Annotated in this window: 21 protein-coding genes; 12 read left to right on the top strand and 9 right to left on the bottom strand. The window is 59.7% G+C overall.

Annotation, left to right across the window (positions count from 1 at the left end; translation table 11 throughout):
* The first annotated feature begins 2 nt into the window (after positions 1-2).
* The 12 genes from hmeg3_RS01130 to hmeg3_RS01075 all read left to right on the top strand — a co-directional run bounded on the left by hmeg3_RS01130 (position 3) and on the right by hmeg3_RS01075 (position 13,109).
* A complete protein-coding gene (locus hmeg3_RS01130) occupies positions 3-788 on the top strand; it encodes a crotonase/enoyl-CoA hydratase family protein (protein WP_094562093.1) in 786 nt (261 codons plus the stop codon).
* 61 nt (positions 789-849) lie between these two features.
* The gene (locus hmeg3_RS01125; protein WP_094562092.1) at positions 850-2,751 is read left to right on the top strand and encodes a feruloyl-CoA synthase; all 1,902 of its coding nucleotides are present in this window, start codon (positions 850-852) and stop codon (positions 2,749-2,751) included.
* Positions 2,752-2,756: 5 nt separating this feature from the next.
* Complete coding sequence (locus hmeg3_RS01120; RefSeq protein WP_094562091.1) at positions 2,757-4,013, top strand: thiolase family protein; 1,257 nt, start codon at positions 2,757-2,759, stop codon at positions 4,011-4,013.
* Between the two features lie 18 nt (positions 4,014-4,031).
* Complete coding sequence (locus hmeg3_RS01115) at positions 4,032-4,796, top strand: SDR family NAD(P)-dependent oxidoreductase (RefSeq protein ID WP_094562090.1); 765 nt, start codon at positions 4,032-4,034, stop codon at positions 4,794-4,796.
* A gap of 26 nt (positions 4,797-4,822) precedes the next feature.
* Positions 4,823-5,242 (top strand): thioesterase family protein, encoded by a 420-nt coding sequence (locus tag hmeg3_RS01110; RefSeq protein ID WP_094562089.1) that lies wholly within the window; start codon positions 4,823-4,825, stop codon positions 5,240-5,242.
* A gap of 83 nt (positions 5,243-5,325) precedes the next feature.
* Positions 5,326-6,477: an ABC transporter substrate-binding protein gene (locus hmeg3_RS01105; protein ID WP_094562088.1), complete on the top strand. Its 1,152-nt coding sequence runs from the start codon at positions 5,326-5,328 to the stop codon at positions 6,475-6,477.
* A 133-nt stretch (positions 6,478-6,610) separates the two neighbouring features.
* Positions 6,611-7,651, top strand: a complete 1,041-nt coding sequence (locus hmeg3_RS01100) for a branched-chain amino acid ABC transporter permease (protein ID WP_094562087.1) — start codon at positions 6,611-6,613, stop codon at positions 7,649-7,651.
* Positions 7,652-7,658: 7 nt separating this feature from the next.
* Entirely contained in the window at positions 7,659-9,461 is a 1,803-nt protein-coding gene (locus tag hmeg3_RS01095) for an ATP-binding cassette domain-containing protein (RefSeq protein WP_094562086.1), read from the top strand.
* Positions 9,458-10,210 (top strand): ABC transporter ATP-binding protein, encoded by a 753-nt coding sequence (locus hmeg3_RS01090; protein WP_094562085.1) that lies wholly within the window; start codon positions 9,458-9,460, stop codon positions 10,208-10,210. The genes hmeg3_RS01095 and hmeg3_RS01090 overlap by 4 nt, the downstream gene beginning before the upstream one ends.
* Before the next feature lie 35 nt (positions 10,211-10,245).
* Positions 10,246-10,821 carry a DUF3237 domain-containing protein gene (locus hmeg3_RS01085; protein WP_094562084.1) on the top strand — a complete coding sequence of 192 codons (576 nt, stop codon included), beginning with the start codon at positions 10,246-10,248 and terminating at the stop codon, positions 10,819-10,821.
* Positions 10,822-10,834: 13 nt separating this feature from the next.
* On the top strand, positions 10,835-12,625 hold the full coding sequence (locus hmeg3_RS01080; protein WP_094562083.1) for an acyl-CoA dehydrogenase: 1,791 nt from the start codon (positions 10,835-10,837) through the stop codon (positions 12,623-12,625).
* Positions 12,615-13,109, top strand: coding sequence for a MarR family winged helix-turn-helix transcriptional regulator (locus hmeg3_RS01075; protein WP_094562082.1), 495 nt, complete (start codon positions 12,615-12,617; stop codon positions 13,107-13,109). Before hmeg3_RS01080 ends, hmeg3_RS01075 begins: the two co-directional genes overlap by 11 nt.
* A 102-nt stretch (positions 13,110-13,211) precedes the next feature.
* Here the strand turns inward: hmeg3_RS01075 and hmeg3_RS01070 are convergent, their stop codons facing one another.
* The 9 genes from hmeg3_RS01070 to hmeg3_RS01030 all read right to left on the bottom strand — a co-directional run bounded on the left by hmeg3_RS01070 (position 13,212) and on the right by hmeg3_RS01030 (position 23,431).
* Positions 13,212-13,628, bottom strand: a complete 417-nt coding sequence (locus hmeg3_RS01070) for a DUF4148 domain-containing protein (protein ID WP_094562081.1) — start codon at positions 13,626-13,628, stop codon at positions 13,212-13,214.
* A gap of 299 nt (positions 13,629-13,927) precedes the next feature.
* A complete protein-coding gene (locus hmeg3_RS01065; protein WP_094562080.1) occupies positions 13,928-14,914 on the bottom strand; it encodes an XdhC family protein in 987 nt (328 codons plus the stop codon).
* 93 nt (positions 14,915-15,007) lie between these two features.
* Positions 15,008-17,224 carry a xanthine dehydrogenase family protein molybdopterin-binding subunit gene (locus tag hmeg3_RS01060; RefSeq protein WP_094562079.1) on the bottom strand — a complete coding sequence of 739 codons (2,217 nt, stop codon included), beginning with the start codon at positions 17,222-17,224 and terminating at the stop codon, positions 15,008-15,010.
* Positions 17,205-17,648 carry a (2Fe-2S)-binding protein gene (locus tag hmeg3_RS01055; RefSeq protein ID WP_094562078.1) on the bottom strand — a complete coding sequence of 148 codons (444 nt, stop codon included), beginning with the start codon at positions 17,646-17,648 and terminating at the stop codon, positions 17,205-17,207. Before hmeg3_RS01055 ends, hmeg3_RS01060 begins: the two co-directional genes overlap by 20 nt.
* A gap of 31 nt (positions 17,649-17,679) precedes the next feature.
* Positions 17,680-18,786: a porin gene (locus tag hmeg3_RS01050; protein WP_094562077.1), complete on the bottom strand. Its 1,107-nt coding sequence runs from the start codon at positions 18,784-18,786 to the stop codon at positions 17,680-17,682.
* Between the two features lie 454 nt (positions 18,787-19,240).
* A complete protein-coding gene (locus hmeg3_RS01045; protein ID WP_094562076.1) occupies positions 19,241-20,200 on the bottom strand; it encodes an AraC family transcriptional regulator in 960 nt (319 codons plus the stop codon).
* Positions 20,201-20,505: 305 nt separating this feature from the next.
* Complete coding sequence (locus hmeg3_RS01040; RefSeq protein WP_094562075.1) at positions 20,506-21,654, bottom strand: branched-chain amino acid ABC transporter substrate-binding protein; 1,149 nt, start codon at positions 21,652-21,654, stop codon at positions 20,506-20,508.
* Between the two features lie 220 nt (positions 21,655-21,874).
* Positions 21,875-22,753, bottom strand: coding sequence for an alpha/beta fold hydrolase (locus hmeg3_RS01035; RefSeq protein WP_094562074.1), 879 nt, complete (start codon positions 22,751-22,753; stop codon positions 21,875-21,877).
* A gap of 159 nt (positions 22,754-22,912) precedes the next feature.
* On the bottom strand, positions 22,913-23,431 hold the full coding sequence (locus tag hmeg3_RS01030; protein WP_094562073.1) for a hypothetical protein: 519 nt from the start codon (positions 23,429-23,431) through the stop codon (positions 22,913-22,915).
* Positions 23,432-23,436: the final 5 nt, after the last annotated feature.

Genomic DNA, 23,436 nt, shown 5'->3' with positions numbered 1-23,436 from the left:
CCATGACGAATCATTCTGACGATCTTCTCGATATCCACTACGACGGCGCGATTGCCGTCGTCGCCATCAACCGCGTCGCCAAGCGCAATGCGCTGAGCGATCCGCTGGTGCGCGCCATCCAGCGTTGCTTCGAATCCCTGCCACCGGAAATCAAGGTCGCGGTCATACGCGGCAACGGCGACCATTTCTGCGCCGGTCTCGATCTCTCCGAACTGCGCGAGCGCGACACCAGTGAAAGCATGTACCACTCGCGCATGTGGCATGCCGCCTTCGAGCGCGTGCAGTTTGGCGGCGTGCCGGTGATCGCCGTGTTGCACGGCGCGGTCATTGGTGGCGGACTGGAGCTGGCCTCCGCGGCGCATATCCGTGTAGCCGAAGACAGCGCCTTCTACGGTCTGCCGGAAGGACAACGCGGCTTGTTCGTCGGCGGTGGCGGATCGGTGCGCATCTCGCGTCTGGTCGGCGTCGCCTGCATGAGCGACATGATGCTGACCGGCCGCGTGCTGTCGTCGCAGGAAGGCCACCAGGCCGGTATCTCGCAATATCTCACCGCGGCAGGCCAAGGCATGGAGAAGGCGATGGAGCTGGCTGCGCGCATCGCCAAGAATGCGCCGATGACCAATTACGGCGTGACGCATGTATTGCCGCGCATCGCCGATCAGTCGATCCAGGATGGCCTGGTGACGGAGTCGCTCATGGCCGCAGTCGCCGGCAGTGATCCGGAAACCAAGGGCCGGCTTGCCGCTTTCCTTGATCTGAAGATGAACAAAGTGGAGCGCAACAGCTAAGCTTCATCGACAATTCGCGGCCCCATACAAAGCAGTTCCGATAAAAAATTAAGAGACATGTATGAGCACAACACCACGCTATCGCAGCGTACGATTCGGCATCAGCGGCGTTGATGTCTTCGATGCCGCCGACGGTCAAAGCATCGTCAAGACCCGGCAGGCATTGCAAGACTATCCGGCGCGCCTGAGCGACAAGCTGAAGTACTGGGCGGCGGAAACGCCCGACGTCAGCTTCATGGCCAAACGCGACGCCAATGGCGTCTGGCAGCACATCACGTATGCGCAGGCATTGCAGACCGCGCGCCACATCGGCCAGGGCCTGATCAATCGCGGCCTGTCGGCAGAGCGTCCCTTGCTGATCCTGTCGGAAAACGATCTCGAACACGCCATGCTTGCGTTGGCCTGCCACTATGTCGGCGTGCCGTATGCGCCGGTGTCGTCGGCTTATTCGCTGCTGTCCAAGGATTACGCCAAGCTGCGCCACGCAGTCAACTTGCTGACGCCCGGAATGATCTTCGCTGCGCATGGCGAGAAGTTCGCCGCCGCCGTCAATGCGGTCGCCACCAGCGATATCGAGTTCGTCGCCACCGAAGCGCCGTCATCCGCGCGCAGCACCACGCTCTACAGCGAGTTGGCAGCCACGCCGATTACCGACGCGGTCGAACGCGCGCATGACGCCACCACACCGGACACCATCGCCAAGTTCCTGTTCACGTCCGGCTCGACCAAGTTGCCGAAGGCGGTGATCAATACCCAGCGCATGATCTGCAGCAATCTGCAGATGATCGTGCAGACTTTTCCTTTCCTCGGCGAAGAGCCGCCGGTACTGATTGACTGGCTGCCGTGGAACCATACCTTCGGCAGCAACCACAATGTCGGCATCGTGCTCTACAACGGCGGCACCATGTATATCGACGACGGCAAGCCGACGCCGCAAGGTCTCGCCATCACGCTGCAAAACCTGCGCGAAATCGCGCCGACGATTTACTTCAACGTCCCGATCGGCTGGGAGGGTATCGCCCATGCGCTGGAAAAAGATCCCGTCCTGCGCGAGAAGTTTTACAGCCGTCTGAAGATGCAGTTCTACGCCGGCGCTGCGCTGGCGCAACCGGTATGGGACAAGCTGCACGCCACCGCCGAAGCCGCCTGCGGCGAACGCATCGTGATGTCCTGCGGCCTGGGCATGACCGAGACCGCACCGTCGGCACTGTTTGTGGTGGAAGAACAGGTGCGCTCCGGCCAGATCGGCATCCCCACGCCCGGCATGGAAATCAAGCTGGTGCCCAACGGCGACAAGATGGAAATCCGCTATCGCGGCCCCAACGTCACGCCTGGTTACTGGCGCGCACCGGAGCAAACCAACGAGGCCTTCGATGAAGAAGGTTTCTTCTGCTCGGGCGATGCGGTCAAGTGGCTCGATCCGTCCAACCATGATCTCGGCTTCATGTTCGACGGCCGCGTTGCCGAAGACTTCAAGCTCTACACCGGCACCTGGGTCAGCGTCGGTCCGTTGCGCGCCGTCATCGCCCATGAAGGCGCTCCCTATTTGCAGGATGCCGTCATCACCGGCCACGACCGCAACGAAGTCGGCATGCTGATCGTGCCCAACCTCGAACGCTGCCGTCAGCTGGCGGGACTGCCTGCGGGCGTCTCGCGTGAAGACATCGTCGCCGCGCAACCGGTGCGCGATTTCTTCAGCAACGTTCTGCAGCGCTTGCAACAGCACGCTACCGGCAGTGCCTCCCGCGTCGCCCGTGCGCTGGTGCTGATCGACCCGCCGTCCTTCGACAAGGGCGAAGTCACCGACAAGGGTTCCATCAATCAACGCGCGGTGCTGACGCATCGTGCCGATCTGGTGGAGGCGCTGTACGCCGACATCAATCCGGCCATCCTCAAACCGCGTCCGCCGGCTGGTGGCAATAAGCCCGCCGCATCCGGCCATCAGGGAACCAAGGGAGCATAAGCATCATGGCAAAGAAAGCCTTCTATTCCAACTTCGACGACGTCTGGATGCTGGGCGGCGTACGCACGCCGATGGTCGACTATTGCAGCACCTTCTCGCAGCTGTCGCCGACCGACATGGGTATCAAGGTCGCGCGCGAAATCCTCAAACGCACCGGCGTGCCGGCAGCCGACATCGGTTCCGTCATCGCCGGCAACATGGCGCCCGGCGATTGCTTCCAATACATGCTGCCGCGTCACATCGGCCTGTATGCGGGCGTGCCGATCGACGTGCCAGCCATCATGGTCCAACGTATCTGCGGCACCGGCTTCGAACTGATCCGTCAGGCCGGCGACCAGATCGAGCGCGGCTATACCGATACCGCACTGGTGGTCGGATCGGAATCGATGACACGCAATCCGATTGCCGCCTTTTCGCATCGCGGCGGCTTTCGCCTTGGCGCACCGGTGGAATTCCAAGACTATATGTGGGAGGCGCTGATCGATCCGGCACCCGGCATCACCATGCCGCAGACCGCAGAAAATCTTGCGAAGAAATACGGCATCACACGCCGCGAAGTGGACGAATACGCGGCGCTCTCGTTTGACCGTGCCGTGCGTGCGCAGCAAGAAGGCTTCCACGTTGATGAGATCGTGCCGGTGGTCAACGAGACCTTCAAGCTCGACGGCTATAACGATCGCCATCTGAAGCTGCAGGGTAAAGTCACCGAAGCTGCAACCGACACCCATCCGCGCCCATCGCCGGTGGAAGTGCTAGGCAAGCTGCGCACGCTGTATCCCGACGGCGTGCAGACCGGTGGCAACAGCTCGGCGCTGGTCGACGCTGCGGCGGCAACCATCATCGCTTCCGGCAGCTACATGCGCGATCACAACTGCACACCGCTGGCGCGCGTAGTCGCCGCCGCCGTGGTCGGCGTGCCGCCGGAAATCATGGGCATCGGCCCGGCGCCGGCAATCCGCCTGCTGCTGGAACGCAACGGCCTGACGCTGGATGACATCGGCTGTTTCGAAATCAACGAAGCGCAAGGTGCCCAAGTCATCGCTGTCGAACGCGAACTCGGCCTCGACCGCAACAAGCTCAATGTCAACGGCGGCGCGATTGCACTCGGCCATCCGCTGGCCGCCACGGGTGTTCGCCTGTCGATTACCGCCGCGCGCGAAATGCACAAACGTGGCGCGCGCTACAGCATCGCATCGGCCTGCATCGGCGGCGGACAAGGCATCGCGCTGCTGCTGGAAAATCCAGCCGCTTCCAACCAATAATCTGCGAAAGAACGCGACATGAAATTACAAGGGCAAGCAGCACTGGTCACCGGCGGCGCTTCCGGACTCGGCGCCGAAGTGGTCCGTCAATTGGTGCAGGGCGGTGCGCGCGTGACCATCCTCGATGTGAACATTGAAGGCGCGCAGGCGTTGGCAAAAGAAGTCGGCGGCCACGCCGCAGCCTGCGACATCACCGACACCGCCAGCGTCGAAGCCGCGCTCGCTTCTGCACGTGCCGCGCACGGCCCGGCACGCATCCTGATCAACTGCGCCGGCATCGGCGGCGCCAAACGCCTGGTCGGCAAAGACGGTGTCGCCATGCCGCTGGAAGATTTCAGCCGCATCATCAACGTCAATCTGATCGGCACCTTCAACATGATCCGTCTCGCCGCCGCAGAAATGATCGCGCAGGAACCGCTGGAAGACGGCGAGCGCGGCGTGATCGTCGCCACCGCTTCGGTTGCCGCCTACGATGGTCAGGTCGGTCAAGCCGCCTATGCAGCGTCGAAAGGCGGCATCACGTCGCTGACCTTGCCGCTGGCGCGCGACCTTGCACAATTCGGCGTGCGCGTGATGACGATTGCACCCGGCCTGTTCCTGACACCGCTGCTGTACAAGCTGCCGGAAGAAGTCCAGCAATCGCTGGCGGCGTCGATCCCCTTCCCCAAACGTCTCGGCAAGGCCGAGGAATTCGCACAACTGGCGGTGCACATCGTCGGCAATCTTTCGCTCAACGGTGAAGTGATTCGCCTCGACGGCGCATTGCGCCTGCCGCCTCGCTAGTTCGTCCAACCCATTCAGGAGTCAGTATGTCAAAAGTTGTGGTGTATCCCGTCAATGTCGAGTTCGGCGATTGCGATCCGGCGGGCATTGTTTTCTTCCCCAATTTTTTCCGCTGGTATGACGCCTCATCACGCAATTTCTTCCGCACCTGCGGCGTACCGGCCTGGCGCGATACGGAGAAGAGCCACGGCATCATCGGCACGCCGGTGGTCGACATCGGCTCGCGCTTTATCCAGCCGGCGACCTATGGCGACAAGGTAGAAGTACATACCTCGGTGGTCGAGTGGAACGCCAAGACTTTCGTCATGTTGCATCAGTTGAAGCGCGACGGCGTGCTGCTATCGGAAGGCCGTGACACCCGCGTGTTCGCCATCCGTCATCCTGAAGATCCGGCGCGCATCAAGGCAATACCCATACCGGAAGACATCAAGCAACTTTGCAGTTAAGTACGTGCAATAAGCATATGTAATAAGCACACGCAACAAGCAGCTCAAAATCAATCCAGGCAACTATAAAAAAGGAGACGGAGATGAAGAAGATATTGAAAGCAACGGTGCTCGCCTCGGCGATGGCATTCTCGGGCCTGATCGCACAACAGGCGCATGCGGAACTGACCATCGGCGTGATCATGTCGCTGACGGGGCCGGGTTCCGGCCTCGGCATTCCCGCCAAGAACGGTTTCGCCTTGTGGCCTGACACCATCGGCGGCGAAAAGGTCAAACTGATCATCCTCGACGATGCCACCGATCCGACCCAGGCCAGCAAGAACGCGCGCCGCCTGATCGCTGAAGACAAGGTGGACATGATCATCGGCTCGGCCGCCGTACCGCCGACGCTGGCGATCGCCGATGTCGCCATGGAGACACAGACTGTGCAACTGGCGATCTCGCCGATCGAAACACCCGAAGGCAAGGACGCCTGGACTTTCCGCCTGCCGCAGTCGACCGCCGTCATGGCCGGCGGCGTGGTTGATCACATGAAGAAGCATGGCGTGAAGACTTTCGCTTTCCTCGGCTACTCGGATTCTTACGGTGAAAACTGGCTCAAGGAAACCGCGCGCCTGACCAAGCAAGCCGGTATCAACATGACCGTCGCCGAACGCTTCGGCCGTGCCGACACCAGTGTCACCGCGCAGGCATTGCGCGTGGTCAGCTCCAATCCTGACGCCGTGCTGGTGGTGGCGTCCGGCAGTGGCGCGGCAATGCCGCACAAGGCGCTGATCGAGCGCGGCTACAAGGGCAAGATTTACCAGACTCACAGCGCCGCCTCGCGCGATCTGATCCGTCTCGGCGGCAAGGATGTCGAAGGTTCGTTCGTGGTGTCCGGCCCGGCCGTGGTGCCGGAGGCGCTGCCCGACAGCAACCCGTCGAAGAAGCTGGCAACCGACTTCGTGACGCGCTATGAAAAACAATATGGCGCCGGCACGCGCAACCTGTTCGCTGCGCATATCTACGACGCCCAACTGGTGTTGCAACGCGTGGTGCCGGAAGCGCTGAAGAAGGCCAAGCCGGGCACACCCGCATTCCGTGCTGCACTGAAGGAAGCGCTGGAAAATTCCGGCAACATCCAGATCTCGCAAGGCACGATGCACTATACCGCCAAGGATCACTTCGGCCTGGGCGACGATGCGCGCATCATGCTGACGATTCAGAACGGCAACTGGAAAGCGGCTGCGCCTTAAACAAGGCAATGCCGGAAGACAGACGGACTCGGTGCCGACGTCTTCCGGCGTTCTCTTCATTTTGCTTGCTCTCTCTTGTTTCACCGCGTGTGATTTACGCCTGATCTAACAGATAACCGGAACCGTTTCTTTCATGGATTCTTCTATTGCCGCCATCCTGTTGCTCGATGGCCTGACCAACGGCATCGTCTACGGGCTCATTGCGATTGCCCTGGTGCTGGTGTTTGCGGTGACGCGCATCCTGTTCATTCCACAGGGCGAATTTGTCGCCTTCGGTGCACTCACATTGGCGATGCTGCAACAGGGCGTGGTACCGGGACCGGTGTGGCTGCTGCTATTGCTGGCCGTTTGCGCCACCGGCATGCAGATAACGGCGTTATTACGCAGTGGACAACGCTCCGGTATTGCCCGCTGTATCGCCAAAAATCTACTCGCCCCCGTCCTGATCTCCGCGTTGGTGGCGTGGGCAGCACCACAGCAATTTGCACTGCCGGTGCAAGTGGCATTGACGCTGCTGCTGATCACCGCACTCGGTCCGCTGATGTATCAGGTGGTGTATGAATCGCTGGCCGATGCCAGCGTGCTGGTGCTGCTGATCGTCTCGGTCGGCATCCATCTGGCGATGACGGGACTTGGCCTGGTGTTCTTCGGCGCAGAAGGTTTCCGCACACCGGCGTTCTGGGATAGCCGCTGGTCGTTCGGCGCAGTGACCTTAAGTGCACAAACGGTAGTCGTCATTCTTGCGGCGCTGGCGCTGCTGGTGGCCTTGTGGTTGTTCTCCGACCGCACGCTATACGGCAAGGCCTTGCGCGCAACGGCTGTCAATCGCCTCGGTGCCCGTCTCATGGGTATCTCGACCACGCTGGCGGGAAAGATCAGCTTTGCCGTTGCCGCCTTCATCGGTGCATTGTCGGGCGTGCTGATCGGGCCGATGAGCACCATCTTTTACGACTCCGGGTTTCTGATCGGCCTGAAAGGTTTTGTCGCCGCCACCATCGGCGGATTGGCGAGTTTTCCACTGGCGGCGTGCGGCGCGGTGTTCGTCGGTCTGCTGGAATCCTTCAGCTCCTTCTGGGCCAGCGACTACAAGGAAGTGATCGTCTTCATGTCTCTGCTGCCGGTATTGTTGTGGCGTTCGTTCGTCGCGCCGGCGCATGACGAAGATGAGGAATAAGCCAGCGATGAACATCATGCACTCACAGAAAAAAATCCTCTCTCTCATTCTGCTGCTGGCAGTAGTGGTGTTTCCTTTGCTGCCGACTCCGCAGTTCTGGATCATCCAGGCGAACTATATCGGTCTGTATGCGCTGGTCGCCATCGGTTTGGTGCTGCTGACCGGCATCGGCGGCATGACCTCGTTCGGCCAGGCGGCTTTCGTCGGCATCGGCGCTTATACCACCTCTTACCTGACGACCGCCTGTGCCGTGTCGCCCTGGCTGACGCTGCCGATCGGCTTGCTGATCACTGGCGTGTCCGCCTATGTGCTGGGCCGCATCACGCTTCGCATGTCGGGCCACTACTTGCCGCTGGCGACCATTGCCTGGGGCATCAGCCTGTACTTCCTGTTCGGCAAGGTGGAATGGCTGGGTAAATACGACGGCATCGCCGGCATCCCGGCCCTGCAATTGTTCGGCTTCGATCTCGCGCAGGAACGTCATCTGTATTTCCTGATCTGGGCCATCGTGCTAGGTTCGACCTGGCTGGCGCTGAATCTGCTCGATTCGCGTGCAGGCCGTGCCATCCGCGCACTCAAGGGCGGCCGCACCATGGCCGAAGCAATGGGCGTCGACACCGGCCGCTACAAGATCCTGATCTTCGTGCTGGCGGCCTTGCTGGCATCCGTCTCTGGATGGTTGTTCGCCCACATGCAGCGCACGGTCAATCCGTCGCCGTTCAGTCTCGCGATGGGGATTGAATATCTGTTCATCGTGGTGGTCGGCGGCATCGCTCACGTGTGGGGTGCGCTGCTCGGCGCAGGTGTGTTGAAACTGCTGGCCGATCAATTGCAGGTGTTGTTGCCGGCGCTGCTGGGCAGTGGCGGCAACTACGAGAGCATCGTGTTCGGCGTGATCCTTATCCTGCTGCTGAAATATGCTCGTGGCGGCTTGTGGCCATGGATCTGCACCCTCGCCGCACGCCTCGTGCCGCCGTTGAAGAAAGCCGTGCTGCAACCGGCCGCATCGACCATCGCTCGACGCGATGTGCCGGCCAAGGGAAGTCCGCTCTTACAGGTCGAACAGATCTCCAAGCGTTTCGGCGGACTGGTGGCCGTCAACGATGTCTCCTTCGGCGTCAAGGCCGGAGAGATCGTCGGCCTGATCGGCCCCAACGGCGCCGGCAAGTCGACCACCTTTAACCTGGTGACCGGCTTGCTGCATGCTTCCGGCGGCAGCGTGACCTTCAATGCGGAGAACATCACCGGCTTGCATTCACGCGCCATCGCCACACGCGGCATTGCACGCACCTTCCAGCACGTCAAATTGTTGCCGAGCATGTCGGTGCTGGAGAACGTCGCCCTCGGCGCACACCTGCGCAGCGAGCAAGGTTTCGTACGCAATACCGTCAATGCCATGCTGCATCTGGAGCGCAAGGAAGAGCAGGAGCTGCTCAACGAAGCGGCACGCGCCCTCACCCGTGTCGGCCTGCAGCATCTGATGCATGAACAAGCCGGCAATCTGGCGCTCGGCCAGCAACGCATCCTGGAAATTGCCCGTGCGCTGTGCTGCGATCCGTTGCTGCTGTTGCTCGACGAACCGGCCGCCGGCCTGCGCCATCTGGAGAAGCAGGCACTCAGCAAAGTATTGCAAGAACTACGCGAAAGCGGCATGAGCATCCTGCTGGTGGAACACGACATGGAGTTCGTCATGCAGCTGACCGATCATATCGTGGTGATGGAATTCGGCGCCAAGATTGCGGAGGGCACGCCGGAACAAATCCAGCAGCATCCCGCTGTGATCGAAGCGTATTTGGGTGGAATCGAATGAACGATCAAGTAAACGACACTTCAAACAAGCCCTTGCTTGAAGTAAAACAACTATGCGCCAGCTACGGCAAGGTGCAGGCGCTGTACGACATCGACCTCAAGCTGGAGCGCGGCAGCATCGCCACGGTGATCGGCCCCAACGGCGCTGGCAAATCGACGCTGCTCAACGCCATCATGGGCGTGCTGCCGTCGCAGGGCGGCATCCACTATCGCGGCCAGGCGGTCGGCCGCACAAGCCTGGAGCAACGTGTGATGGCAGGCATCGCGCTGGTGCCGGAACGACGCGAACTGTTTTCCACCATGACGGTGGAAGACAACCTGCTGCTGGGCGGATTTCGCCGCGTGCGGCTGGGACATGCGCAGCCGATGGATCAACTGGCGACGGTGTTCGAACTCTTTCCGCGCCTGAAGGAGCGGCGCACCCAGTTGTCCGGCACGCTGTCGGGCGGTGAACGCCAGATGCTCGCCATCGGCCGCGCCATGATGGCCAAGCCGGATCTGCTGATGCTCGACGAACCAAGCTTGGGACTGGCGCCACGTATCGTTAAAGAAATCCTGCAGATCGTCTCTGAACTACGCCAGACCGGCCTTGCCGTGCTGCTGATCGAACAGAATGCACGTGCCGCCCTGCAGGTGGCCGACTATGGCTACGTGCTGGAACTAGGGCAGATTTCCATGCAGGGCGAATCAGAAAAACTGGCGAATGACAGCCAGGTGATTCAGGCGTATCTGGGTTTTGGAAAACACTAGAACGCTTCCATTCATCCATCCACGAGGAGACAAAAATGAAAAAAATCATTCTGCTGCTGCAATCCCTGCTGCTGGCCGCCGGCCTGACGGCATCGCTGGCAAATCAGGCGGTCGCCGCCAGCGACGCCGACAGCAACACCATGAATCCGCCCAAACCCAACCTGACTTTCATGGCGCGCTTCTCAGTCGATCTGGTCGCGCCGATCTGGGAACTGGGCAAGACTTCCGACCTCGGCAAACGCCGCATCATTCCAATCACAGGCGGCAACTTTAAAGGCCCGCTGATCAATGGCGAAATCCTTAACAACGGTGCTGACTGGCAGACGGTCACCGCCGATGGCCTGGCGATCATCGACACCCGCTATCTGCTGAAAATGGATGACGGCGAACTGGTCTACCTGCAAACCCGTGGCGTACGCTACGGGCCGCCGGAAGTCATGGCCGAAGTCGCCAAGGGCAAGCCGGTCGACCCCAGCAAATATACCTTCCGCCTGTACATGAACTTTGAAACTGCCTCCAAGAAGTACGACTGGCTCAATCGCGCCATGGGTGTCGGCTATGCGATGCGCCTGGGCAATGCGGTGGTGTACGACGCCTATCTGCTGAACTGATTCTGCTGCCCTGATGAGCTATCACCCGCCTTTGCGCGACATGGAGTTCGTGCTCAACGATTTGCTGGATGCGCCGGCTCAACTGTCCGCGCTTCAGGCGCATGCCGATGTCGACCTCAATCTGATGAAGCAGGTGCTGGAAGAAGCCGGACGTTTCGCCGCTGAAGTGGTCGCGCCGATCAACGCCGGTGGTGACCAGGAAGGTTGCCGCTTGACAGACGGTGAAGTGAAAACGCCGACCGGCTTCGCTAGCGCTTATCGCCAATTCTGCGAAGCCGGCTGGCCGGCACTGGCCTGTGCAAGCGAATACGGCGGACAAGGTCTGCCGCATTTGCTCAACTGTGCATTGTTCGAAATGCTGAGCGCCGCCAATCATGGCTGGACCATGTATCCCGGCTTGCTGCATGGCGCCTACGCCTGTCTCAGCGCGCATGCAAGCGACGCGCTCAAGGCACGCTATCTGGAAAAAATCGTCAGCGGCGAATGGCTGGCGACGATGTGTCTGACCGAAGCGCACGCAGGCAGCGATCTCGGCCTGCTGCGTACGCGGGCAGTCAAGCAAGGCGACGATAGCTACAGGCTTAGTGGCGACAAGATCTTCATCTCAGGCGGCGAACAGGACATGACGGACAACATCGTCCATCTCGTGCTGGCGCGCCTGCCCAACGCGCCGGTCGGCAGCAAGGGACTGTCGCTGTTTCTGGTTCCCAAGTTCTTGCCGGACGGCACGCGCAATCAAGTGCACTGCACCGGCATCGAACACAAGATGGGCATCCGCGGCAGCGCCACTTGCAGCATGCATTTTGAGAACGCCACCGGCTGGCTGGTCGGTGTCGAAGGACGCGGACTGGCAGCGATGTTCGTGATGATGAATTCGGCGCGTCTGCACGTGGGGGCGCAAGGATTGGGCATTGCCGAAGCAGCGTATCAGCGCGCGCTGACTTATGCACACGAGCGCACGCAATCGCGCGCGCCGGTTCGCACCGCCACAACAGCTGCCGCAGATTCCATCGTCATGCATCCGGCGGTGCAAAAGCTGTTGATGGCGCAGCGTTGCCGCATCGAAGGTGGCCGCATGCTGGCCTACTGGAGCGCCCTGCTGCTGGATCTGGCGGAACACGATGGTGACGCTGATCAACGGCACCGGCATCACGACAGACTGGAATTCATCACCCCGGTCATCAAGGCGATGCTGACGGACAACGGCTTTCAAAGCGCCAGCCAGGCCTTGCAGGTATTTGGCGGGCACGGCTATGTGACAGAGACCGGCATTGAGCAGTATCTGCGCGACGCGCGCATCACCATGATTTATGAAGGCAGCAACGAGATTCAGGCCATCGATTTTCTGCTGCGAAAAGCACTTGCCGACGGTGGCCGCCGCATGACGGATTTCCTTGTGATGGTGGAGCAGGATGTCAGGCAAATTGCCGACGACGGGTTTGCGCGCCAAACCCAACAGCTTCTGCAACTGACCCGCTATCTGGCGAAGACCATTCACGCCCTTACCGCAGCAAATGCCGCCGCACCAAAGCTCCCCTCGCAGCTTCCTTATTTTGTTGCAGAAGAAATGCTGCGCCTGACAGGGCATGCAGCGATGGCGTGGCTATGGCTGAAAGCGGCGCGCACTGCGGCGCAGAGACACGCTGCGGATCCCTTGTTCTACGGCAGCAAGCGCGACAGCGCGTGCTATTATTTCGCCTTCCTGTTTCCGGAAACCCATCAGCTGTGCGGCGTCATCGACGCTTGTCTGGCTGCAGGCGCACCGGCGATACCATCCGATCTGACCTACCACGATGCTGCCTAAAAAGCCGGCCGAATTTGAGCTAGAAGATGCCGACACGGCAGACGCTGCGCCACCGCTTGACCAAAGCGTCCTGCTGAGCCTGGTCGGCTACAACTGCCGGCGCGCCTATATCACCATCATGCCGCTGTTTGAAAAGCGCATGGCGAAGTTCGAGCTGCGTCCGGTCGATTTCACGGTGCTGAGCCTGCTCAAGGCCAATCCCAACATCAACCAGAAACGCCTGTCGAAAGCCATCAACGTATCGCCGCCGAATCTGGCGACCTTGCTCGATCGGCTTGAACAACGCGACCTCGTGATGCGCCAGCGCAATCCTCAGGATCGCCGCTCGCAGACGCTGGTGCTGACCGCTGCCGGCATGCGCATGTGCGTCAAGGCGGAAAAGACCGCTGCCGAGCTGGAAGAAAAAGCGACCGAGGCGCTCAATGACGCCGAGCGTGCGCAACTGATCACACTGCTGCAAAAGATTTTCATCTCCCGCCTCTGAACACGACTGCAGAAAGACAAAGAGCCGGCATCATTGCCGGCTCTTTTTGCTTTGCTTGCTCACTATCGACAACAACCTGCCGACAGAACCTGCATCCAGGAATTAACGCAGGAAGATCAGTTCAGCGTAGCTTGGATTGGCGTGCGCCTGTTGATACTGCTTCAGTTCTTCAACCACTTGTGCGCGGGTCTTGGTCGACACCGGTGCGGATGCGATTGCCTTGTCAGGATAAGTAGCGTCGTTGATCGGCAGTTCGCCGTTGGCGCGGGCTTGCTTCAACTCGTCGATGACTTCGGCGCGTGTCTTGGTCGATACAGCCGATGCCATGGCTTTATCGGGATACGACACGTCGTTGATCGGCAATTCGCCATTGGCGCGGGCCTGTGCCAACTCGGCGATCACTTCAGCGCGTGTCTTGGTGGAAACGAATTTGGTATCTTCGGGATAAGGTGCTTCTGCCAGCGCAGCACCTGCAAGGCTCAACATAAGGACGGCAGCGGAAATTTTCTTGATGTTCATGATTGACTCCAACGGGTGTTGCACCAGCCGGACATTCACACGAATGTCCTGTTTCATAACTGCGTTCACCATGGAGAGCATCTTATTTGTTGCAACAGCAAAGAAAAATGGGGATGGGAGCAATGCTCTATTTCGATTCGCGAAATAATACGCGCAAAGAGACATCGTGCAACCTGTCAAACAAGGCAATCATATAGCCCTGAAAGCCTTATAAAATAAGGGTTATAGCGTGATAGAGGAACGAGGACGACGTCATTGTTGCCGTCAGGCAGCAGATTCAGAAAAACAAAGAATGTGGTTCACAAAGCTAGGTTCATTGCAGATGGCACAACAATTCCGTGACGAACTGCAGTCATTTCGGCAATCACGGAAACGGCAATTTCTGCCGGAGTCTTGCTGCCGATGGGCAAACCCACAGGCCCATGCAAACGATCGATTTGTGCTGCGCTGAGATCGAACAGGGCCAATCGTTCGCGGCGCCGTGCGGTGTTGTTGCGTGAGCCGATGGCGCCGACGTAGAAGGCCGGCGAGCGCAACGCCTCCATCAGCGCGAGATCGTCCAGCTTGGGATCGTGCGTGAGCGCCACCACTGCGGTACAGGCGTCGGGGCGCATTTCGATGACCAGGTCATCCGGCATCGCGTGCACCACCGGCACACCCGGCACCTGCCACACGCTGCGAAACTCTTCGCGCGGATCGCACACGCTCACCTGATAGTCCATGCCAACAGCAATCTGCGCCAGGAAAGCCGACAACTGCCCGGCGCCGATCAACAGCAGACGCCAGCGCGGACCATGATGCGTGACGACATTGTTGCCGCGGATGCTGACCAGTTCCGCCGGCAAATCCTGCTTGCCGGATTGAAGTGTCAGCGTTACCTCACCGCTGTCGATGCGCAGTCGGCGTTCGGTCAGTTGTTGGGATTCCAGTGCTTGCAACAACTCGGCGATGCGGCTGCGCGGAGACAAAGGCTCGCGCACCAGTTCGATGGTGCCGCCGCAAGGCAATCCGAAACGATGTGCCTCGTCCGCGCTGATTCCATAACGCAGGATATCCGGCACGCGGCGCTGCATGCCTTCCCGGCGGATACAGGCGATCAGGTCGTCTTCGATGCAGCCGCCCGACACCGAGCCGACCACGCGGCCGTCTTCACACAGCGCCAGCATCGATCCCGGCGGACGCGGGCTGGAACCCCAGGTCTTCGCCACGGTGACCAGCTCGCAGCGCAGGCCATGCTCCAGCCAGCCGCGCGCTGCTTTCAATACTTCCAGATCCATGCTGTCCATGGGATGCCGCTCTTCTACCTTGATTCAAAAAAACCGGGCCGCCGTCGGGAAATCCGGCGGCCCGGCCGGCCTGCAACAAAAAGCGCGCCGGATCTATGCCTGATCCAACTTCAAAGGCATGGAACGCAGACGACGCTTGCTTGCCTTGAAGATCGCACTGGCCACTGCGGGGGCGACAGGGGCCAGTGCGACTTCGCCACAACCTTGCGGAGGACGGTCGCTGTTGACGATGACGACGTCGATATGCGGCATCTCCGCCAGCGTCAGCAACGGGTAATCGTGGAAGTTGCTCTGCACTGCGGCGCCTTCGGCGAACGTGATCTCGCTCTTGAACGTGTTGGTCAGCGCGAAGCCGATACCGCCTTCGATGTTGGCCTTGATCAGCCCCGGATTGATGGCAGTGCCGGCATCGACACCGCACACCACGCGCTTGACCCTGATGCCATTTTTGCCGGACTCGATCTCGACCGCCATGGCGACATAGGTCTCGAACGCGCCGCCGCGTCCGGTGTAGAGGTTAAAGGCGAACCCGCGATGACGATTCTTCGGCAGCGGCTTGTCCCAGCCCGCAGCGACTGCCGTTTTGTCCAGCACCGCCAGCGCCAGCTTGTCGTGTGCCAGCAGTTTGCGGCGATAGCGATAGGCGTCGATGCCGGCCTGGTCGGCCAGCTCATTGATGAAGCTCTCCAGAAAGAACACGCTCGACGTACTACCAACACTGCGCATGAAGCTCACCGGAATCGGCTGCTTGATATCGATGGCGTCGACGGTCAGATTCGGCACGCCGTAAGCAAGATCGTAGATGGCTTCGACCATGGTTTCATCCCAGCCGCCTGCAGCCGCCATCTTGTCCTGCTTGATCATGCCGTACAGCGACTGTCCGACCACGCGCGCGTGCAGAGCCGTCGGGTAGCCGTCCTTGCCCAATACCGCACGCATGCGCGCGGACACGCCTGGACGATAGAAGCCATGCTGAATGTCCCCCTCGCGTGAGCGGATCACCTTGACCGGACGTCCCACGGCCTTGGATGCCTGCGCGGCATGCAGTACGAAGTCCGGAACATACTTTCGACCGAAACTCCCGCCGAGAAAATTGGTGTGCACAGTGACTTTTTCCGGCGCCATCTTGTAGGCACGGCTCAGTGTTTCACGCACCATGTCCTGCCCCTGGATCGGGCCCCAGACTTCGATGTCGTTGTCGCGCACATGCACGGTTGCTACCACCGGCTCCATCGAGGCATGCACGATGTAAGGCGTGTGGTAGCGCGCCTCGATCATCTTGCCGGGATTGGCGTCGAAGATGGCCCTGGTGTTGCCGATGCGCGAGGCAACGATAGCCTTGTCGTCATCCATGGCAGCCATGCGTTGTTCGTGAATCTTTTTGCTGTCGACATGGATGCCCGGCCCCGGATCGATTTCCAACTCGAGAGCATCAACGGCCTGCTTCGCGATCCAGTAGCTGTCGGCGACGACGATGACCGTATTGGGCACCGGCTTGGGCCAGGTGGTGCCGATGACCACCGCGTGCACACCGGGACGCGCAAGGATCTGCGCTTGGTTGCGCACGCTGAGAATCTTGCCGGTGTAAGCAGGTGCCATGCGCGCAGCGCCAACCAGCATGCCCGGCACCTGGACGTCGATACCGAAGACGGCGCTGCCGTTGACTTTCATCGGCGTGTCGAGGCGCTTCATGTTCTGGCCGATGAAGGTACGCTGGTTGTTGCTCTTGAGATGCGGGTTCGGATCCAGACGCAAATGTGCGGCATCAGCGGCGACTTCGCCATAGGAAACGGATCGCCCGGTGGCGGAATGGATCACGCGACCTTCGCTGGTGTGGCATTGCGTGGCGCGCACGCCCAGACGCGCTGCACCGGCCTGCGTGAGCGCATCGCGTGCCTGCGCCCCGGCTGTGCGCAAGCGCTGGAACAGCATGGTCATGGACATTGACGCGCCAACAAACTGCTGGGGCGGTTCGTAGGCGGCCGACATGCGGTAGGCATCACGGCCGGTGACGAATTCCACGCTGACGTCGCTCCACTTTGCGTCCAGTTCATCGGCCAATACTTGGGGCAGGCCAGTGTAGACGCCCTGCCCGACTTCGCATTGCGACAGGCCGATGACTGTCTTGCCGCTGGCGTCGATACGCACCCAGTCGGTGATTTCTACCAGGCCTGCCGGTGTGGTTGCCTCCACGGCATAGGCCAGCGGCACGATCAGTCCGGCCGTGACGGCACCGGCCACCTTGAGGAAGCCCCGGCGCGATAGCGACAACGACTGTGTCATCTTTGCCTCAGGAATTAGCTGCTGCATGGATGGCCTCCCGGATACGGTGATAGGTAGCGCAGCGGCACAGATTGCTCATTTGCTCATCGATCTGGGCGTCGCTTGGTTTGGGATATTTTTTCAACAAGGCAGTGGCCGCCATGATCATGCCGGACTGGCAGTAGCCGCATTGCGGAACGTCGAGTTTGATCCACGCCAGTTGTACCGGATGGCTGGTGTCGCTCGACAAACCTTCAATGGTGGTCACACTGCGCCCTTCCACACTGGAGACCGGCACGCTGCACGAGCGCATCTGTTCGCCGTCGACATGCACGGTGCACGCGCCGCACATGCCGATGCCGCAGCCGTATTTGGTGCCGGTCAATCCGGCCGATTCGCGGATCACCCACAACAGCGGCGTCTGCTCGTCGCCGTTGAAGGTGGTCGGCCGCCGGTTCAGTATGAATTCCATGGTGGTCTCCTGCCTTGTTGAAATAGGAACATCAGAACGCGTGACGAATGCCGGTCATGACACCGAGCTGGTTCATGCCGGTGCCGACGGTGCCGCCCGGATCAAGCGAAACAGCCGCCGTGCTTGAGTTGGTCATATAGCCGAGAGTGGTGTAAATCATGGTGCGCTTGGACAGGTTGTAGCCCAGCCGCACCACCGACAGCGTGGACACCTTGTCGGTATCCTTGACCTTGTAGCGGATGACCTGGCCGTCTACGATCCATTGCGTGGCGAACGGATAGCTGGCGCCGACAAAAAACATATTGGAAGTCTGATTCGCCGCGGCAGTGATCTTGCGATTTTCCAGACCGACGCCGATCTTGAGGTCGCCGAACAAGGCGTAGCCGTTGAGCGTCAATCGACGGTCTGAATAATCAGCGCTGGTCAGCGGTGCGGTCGCGCCGGTGCCGCCGTTCATCTTGTCGTAGGCGGCTGCAACGCCGAAAGTCTTGCTATTGCTGTCATACGCCAGCAAGCCGGTGATCTGACGACAGGCGGACGGATTACCGGCCACTTCGCCGGCGCAGTTGGTGGCGGCTGGGCCGCCTGCGCTGGACGTGTCGCGGCCAAAGCTGTAGGTGCCGCCGACCGTCACACCGGAGAAGGTGCCGAGATAGCCGATAGCGTTGTCGCTGCGTGCATTCGGCAGATAAGAGTCGATGCTGCCGGTGCCGTAGATGTTGGGGCCGAGAATATCGGCCTTGAGTCCGGCGACGTATGTCATGTTGACCTGGCGACCCAGCATCACGGTGCCGTATTCATTCTTCAGACCGACATAGGATTGGCGGCCGAACAGACGATTTCCTTGCCCCATGCCGCCTGTGTCGGGACTCAGCCCCGCTTCCAATACGAACAGCGCCTGCAAACCGCCGCCCAGATCTTCCGCACCTTTGAAACCGATGCGTGAAGGTACGGTGCCGGTCAGCGACGGCATTTTCACGACGCCGGCGCCGGCGGCATTGGTGTTGCTGACATACTCAACACCGGTGTCGACAATTCCATAAATTGTGACTTGCGCCATGGCGCCAGTGGAGAAGGTACTGGCGAATGCGCCGGCCGCGAGTGCGGTCGCCGTCATCCATGCATTGATTGGTTTCATCTTGTTTTGCCTCATCTGGGTATCTGGATCATGACGTCTCGGGTGATACATTCCACTACCGTGTATCGTGAATACGGATCGTGAAACACGGATCGTGAAATGCACACCCATCCTGTTGCCTGACTGACGAAGCTTTCCCCCCTCCGACAGCGTGCGTGCCGCTCTCCATAAGAGACGGCGCCGTGTTGGTGTCACGTAGCCGTCACATATCGAGGCCCCATTCTTGCAAAGGCCAACACCCGTAACAACCACGCTGCAACCCAAAAAGGGAACCATTTAACCCAAGCTGAAAACACTCAGCAAAGCGCCATAAAACGGTGAACTGCGTGCCTGTGCGCGCACTGAATTGGCTCGTGCATCGCGAGGCCGCGACGCAACGGCGATGCAGAGAAATGGCGAAAAGATAGAGGGAATAAAAAACAGAAAAGCCGGCGCGAACGCGCCGGCCGGTGAATCAATGTGGTGCAGTCACTTGCCGCATCTTGTCCTGCTGGCGCAGATAGGTCCGCGGCGGCACACCGGCCCAGCGGCGGAAGGCGCGTGTAAAACTTTTCTCGGATGCATACCCGACCTTGTCGGCCACCTCGCCGATACGGCAATTGCCGGCGGCGAGATATTCACTGGCCAGATGCATGCGATGCGTGGTGAGGAAAGAGATCGGCGATTCACCGACCAGCTCGCGAAAGCGCGCATCGAAGCGTGAGCGCGACATGGCGACTTCCGAGGCCAGTGTCGACACGGTCCAGTCGCGCTGCGGCTGGCGATGCATGAGCATGAGCGAATCGCCGATCTTGGGATCACGCAGACCGCGCAGCCAGCCGAGATCGTTATCCTCACTGCGCTGCAGATAGATGCGCAATACGTGCAGTAATAGCAAATCGGCCAGGCGCGCGGCGGCGAAGTTCCAGCCGATCTGGCAGCTCATCGACTCTTCGACGAAGCATTTCAGCGTCGAGGTAAACCAGGACGAGACGTTAATTTCTTCCGCACGGATATGGATCAGATCAGGCAAGGCCGACAAGACGGCGTTGCGCCGTGCTTCGCGAAACAGCAGAATGCCGGTATACATGTCGGTGACCGCACCACCGCCACCCGCGCAGAAAGCCAGCGGCCGCGTGATGTCGGGAATGATGCCAAGCTCCATTACCATACGGTCGAAGTGATGCAGGCGCACGTCGACACTGGACATCATTTTGTGTTCATCGCCATGCGGCAGCAGAATCAGATCGCCCGGCTGGATCAGCACCGGCGGCGCATCCCTGACGGAGATCCAGAACGGGTTATCGGTGGCGATACGAAAGTTGGCGCCGTTGACGGGATCTTTGACAAAACCCCATGGCGCGCTGAGAGTGAAGCGGCCTGTCACGATCCCATCGGATCGCATGCCATCAAGAATTTCGCTCAATACATCCATTGAGTGCTCCGTGGATTGGCGGCCTTCACCGAGCAGCAATCTCTGCTTCGCCTGTGGAACAAGGCGACATTTCTGCGATGGCAGGCCGGATGATGTATTGACTCATCAATTCATGTGATGAAGCCCTTCCATGCCGACTGCTGCCGACTTTAACGCGAAAACGTTTTTTCGCCAAGCCTTCTTTGATTCCCGTCGGCTACTGTGTATCCCTGATCTGGCGTGGCTTTCCGGGTAACAAGACAAGGCTTGCAAATTATTTACATCTCGCCAATTCCGTATTGCAGCTATGCCGGACTTCCTGTAAATCAGTTACCCACTCCGACGTGATACTGCTTGAACATGGTCCAGGCAGAACTCTTTACCTGAAAAGTGGAGAAGGTCAATTCACGCAAATCGCCATTGGCGTCGAAGGAGATGTTGCCGCTCAGGCCGCTGTACCTGATCGCGTGCAATGCGCCGGCGACCTTGCGCGGGTTGGCTGTGCCAGCGCGTACAACGGCTGCGGCCAGCACTTGCACCTGATCGTAGGCAACCGTGGAATAAGGGCCGATGGAGGTGTTGTAGCGCTGCTGATAATTCTTCTCGAAACTCTCCATCTGCTTGCTCTTGCGCTGATGAGAGCCAGGCATGATGGAGACCGTTCCTTCCGCACCGGGTCCGGCTGTCTGCAGGAACATCGGCCCGACCACCGACGCGGCGGTGATCAGCGTGATGTCGCTGCCGAGACGATACATGTTTTGCGCAAACATGGCGCTTTGCGATCCAAGACCACCAAAGAAAATGGCATCAGCCTTGCCGGTGCGTATCGACTTGAGGATGTCGTTGAAGTCATAGGTGGTCGCGCTGACGGCATTGACGCTGACAATCTTGCCGCCCATCTTGGTGAAGGCGCTTTCGAATTTTTCCTTGTAGTCGCGACCGAAAACGCTGTCGTCATGGACGATGGCGATGCGGGTCTTGTGCAACTCTTGCGCTGCATAGGCGGCAAGCACGTGGGCGCGCTGCTCGTCATAGGCAGCGAAGCGAAATGCCGTGTCATGACCCTGCTGGGTAAAACGCCGCGTGCCGGACACAGCAAAATGCGGAATACCGGCTTTTTGATAAATCTCCGATGAGCTGACCGCTACCGCACTGTTGAAGATTCCCACCACACCAACCACACCGCTCTTGACGAAATACTTGGCGGCGATTTCGGCGATGCGCGGATTGGATTTGTCATCCTGCGCCACCAACTTGAAAGTGAGCTTTTCTCCGTTGAGGCGCAGATCCGCGCTGTTGACGTCGTCGACCGCCATCTTGGCGGCATTGAGCATGCTGGTCCCGCTGGCGCTGCTCAGACCGCTGAGCGGCCCGGCAAATCCGATGGAGACTATCTTCTCGGCCATTGCCGCCGGCGATACCAGCAGCGCTGCCACGGCCAGCAGCACGGCGCTGCACTTGCCTGTCTTCTCCATATATCCCTGTCCCTGTTCTTGTCTGCATCGCGCCGGTTTATTTATGGCTGCGCTATAACCGAAGTTATAGCTGCGTTATGGCTCAGTTATAGGTGCGCGACAGGGATAGTTATATCACTCCGGCAAGGGGAGCCATATAGAGGAAATGAAGGATAAAAACCGGGGATTTCAATATCATCAGCGGATGTTGCTGAATTGATATCGCGGCGGCGTGATGTTTCTACCTGTCGAAGAAAGGCAGTACCTTCTCCAGCAACGCCTCCGGTGCTTCCTCGGGAATATAGTGGCCGCAATCGAGCGCCCCGCCGTCGAGCTTGTCGGAGAATCGCGCCCATTCCTTGAGCGGCTCGAAACATTTTTCAATCACGCCCTGTTTGCCCCACAAGGCCAGCATCTCGCAACGGATCTTGTTGCCGGTATCGAGATCATGGCGCTCATGCTCCAGATCGATGCCGGCGCTGGCGCGGTAGTCTTCGCAGATGCCGTGGATGGTCGCCGGGTCGCTCAGGCAACGCAGGTATTGCGCATACGCTTCCGGCGTGAAGGGTTTCAGGCCGGCGCTGCGACCGCCGATGGTGTGCTTCAGATAGTCTTCGGGATGCGCGCTGAGCAGCGTCTCGGGAAACGGTGCCGGACGGATCAGGAAGAACCAATGGTAATAGGCGGTGGCGAACTCCCTGCTGGTCTGTTCGTACATCGCCAGCGTCGGTGCAATATCGAGCACCGCCAGTTTGCGAATCGCGTCGGGATGATCGAGCGCCATGCGGTAGGCGACACGGCCGCCGCGGTCATGTCCCATCAATAGGAATTGCGAAAAACCGAGCGAAGCCATCAGGTCGATCTGATCCTGCCCCATGACGCGTTTGGCATAGTTGCTGTGGTCGGGCAATCCGACAGGCTTTCCGCTGTCGCCGTAGCCACGCAAATCGGCGGCGATCACGGTGTAGCGTTCAGCCAGTTGCTGCGCCACCTTGTGCCAGATGACGTGGGTCTGCGGATGACCATGCAACAGCAGCAAGGCAGGGCCGGAACCACCGCGAACATAGTTGATCGTTGTGCCGTTGACGTCGGCGACGTGACGCGTGAATCCTGCGAACATAGTCGTATCCTTTGAGGTCGTCTCTTGCCGCTTGCCCGCCGCGACGATTGGCAATGCGAACATGGAGCATGGAAGAATTGTACGTCCCACGCAAATCCATATAATTCATCACAACTAAGTCTATTATTTTATTTAACTTAATAATCAGATGACTACAGGTCAGTCAGGCAGATACTCGAATTCTTCTTCCGGCAGGGTGCGCGAGGCCGGTTTCATTGCACCATCCTGTGAGCAAAGACGTGTGGTCACGCTCTTGCCATGCCGCGTGATGACACCGGCACTGAACTCGGGATTGTTGGGACCGTTGCCGAAACCGGTACGCACCGTGCGCTCGAACAAGAAATAATCGTAGTCCCCGTTCTTGAAGCGAACGCGCTCTTCGCCACCGCCGGAATACCCGGTCTCGCTTTTGAAGAATTTGCCGTTCGCCGGTTGCGGCGTGTCGGGATAGCTGAGCTCGATTTTTTGCGGAGTACCGAAGCGGTATTGCAGCTTGCCTGCGTCATCCTTGCTGCCACCGGATGAGCACAAGGACACTTGCTTGCCCTTGATCGTGCATTGGAACAGCGGCGTCTCACCGGCAGTGCAGAGCGTCTTTTCCGGCGCGGCGGCAAATGCGGCATGCGGTATCAGCATGGAGCCGGCAAGCACGGAAAACGAAATAAGCAGTTTTTTCATGGCAT

Source organism: Herbaspirillum sp. meg3, from assembly GCF_002257565.1.
GTDB lineage: Bacteria > Pseudomonadota > Gammaproteobacteria > Burkholderiales > Burkholderiaceae_D > Herbaspirillum.
This window is presented reverse-complemented; position numbering and strand designations above follow the sequence as displayed.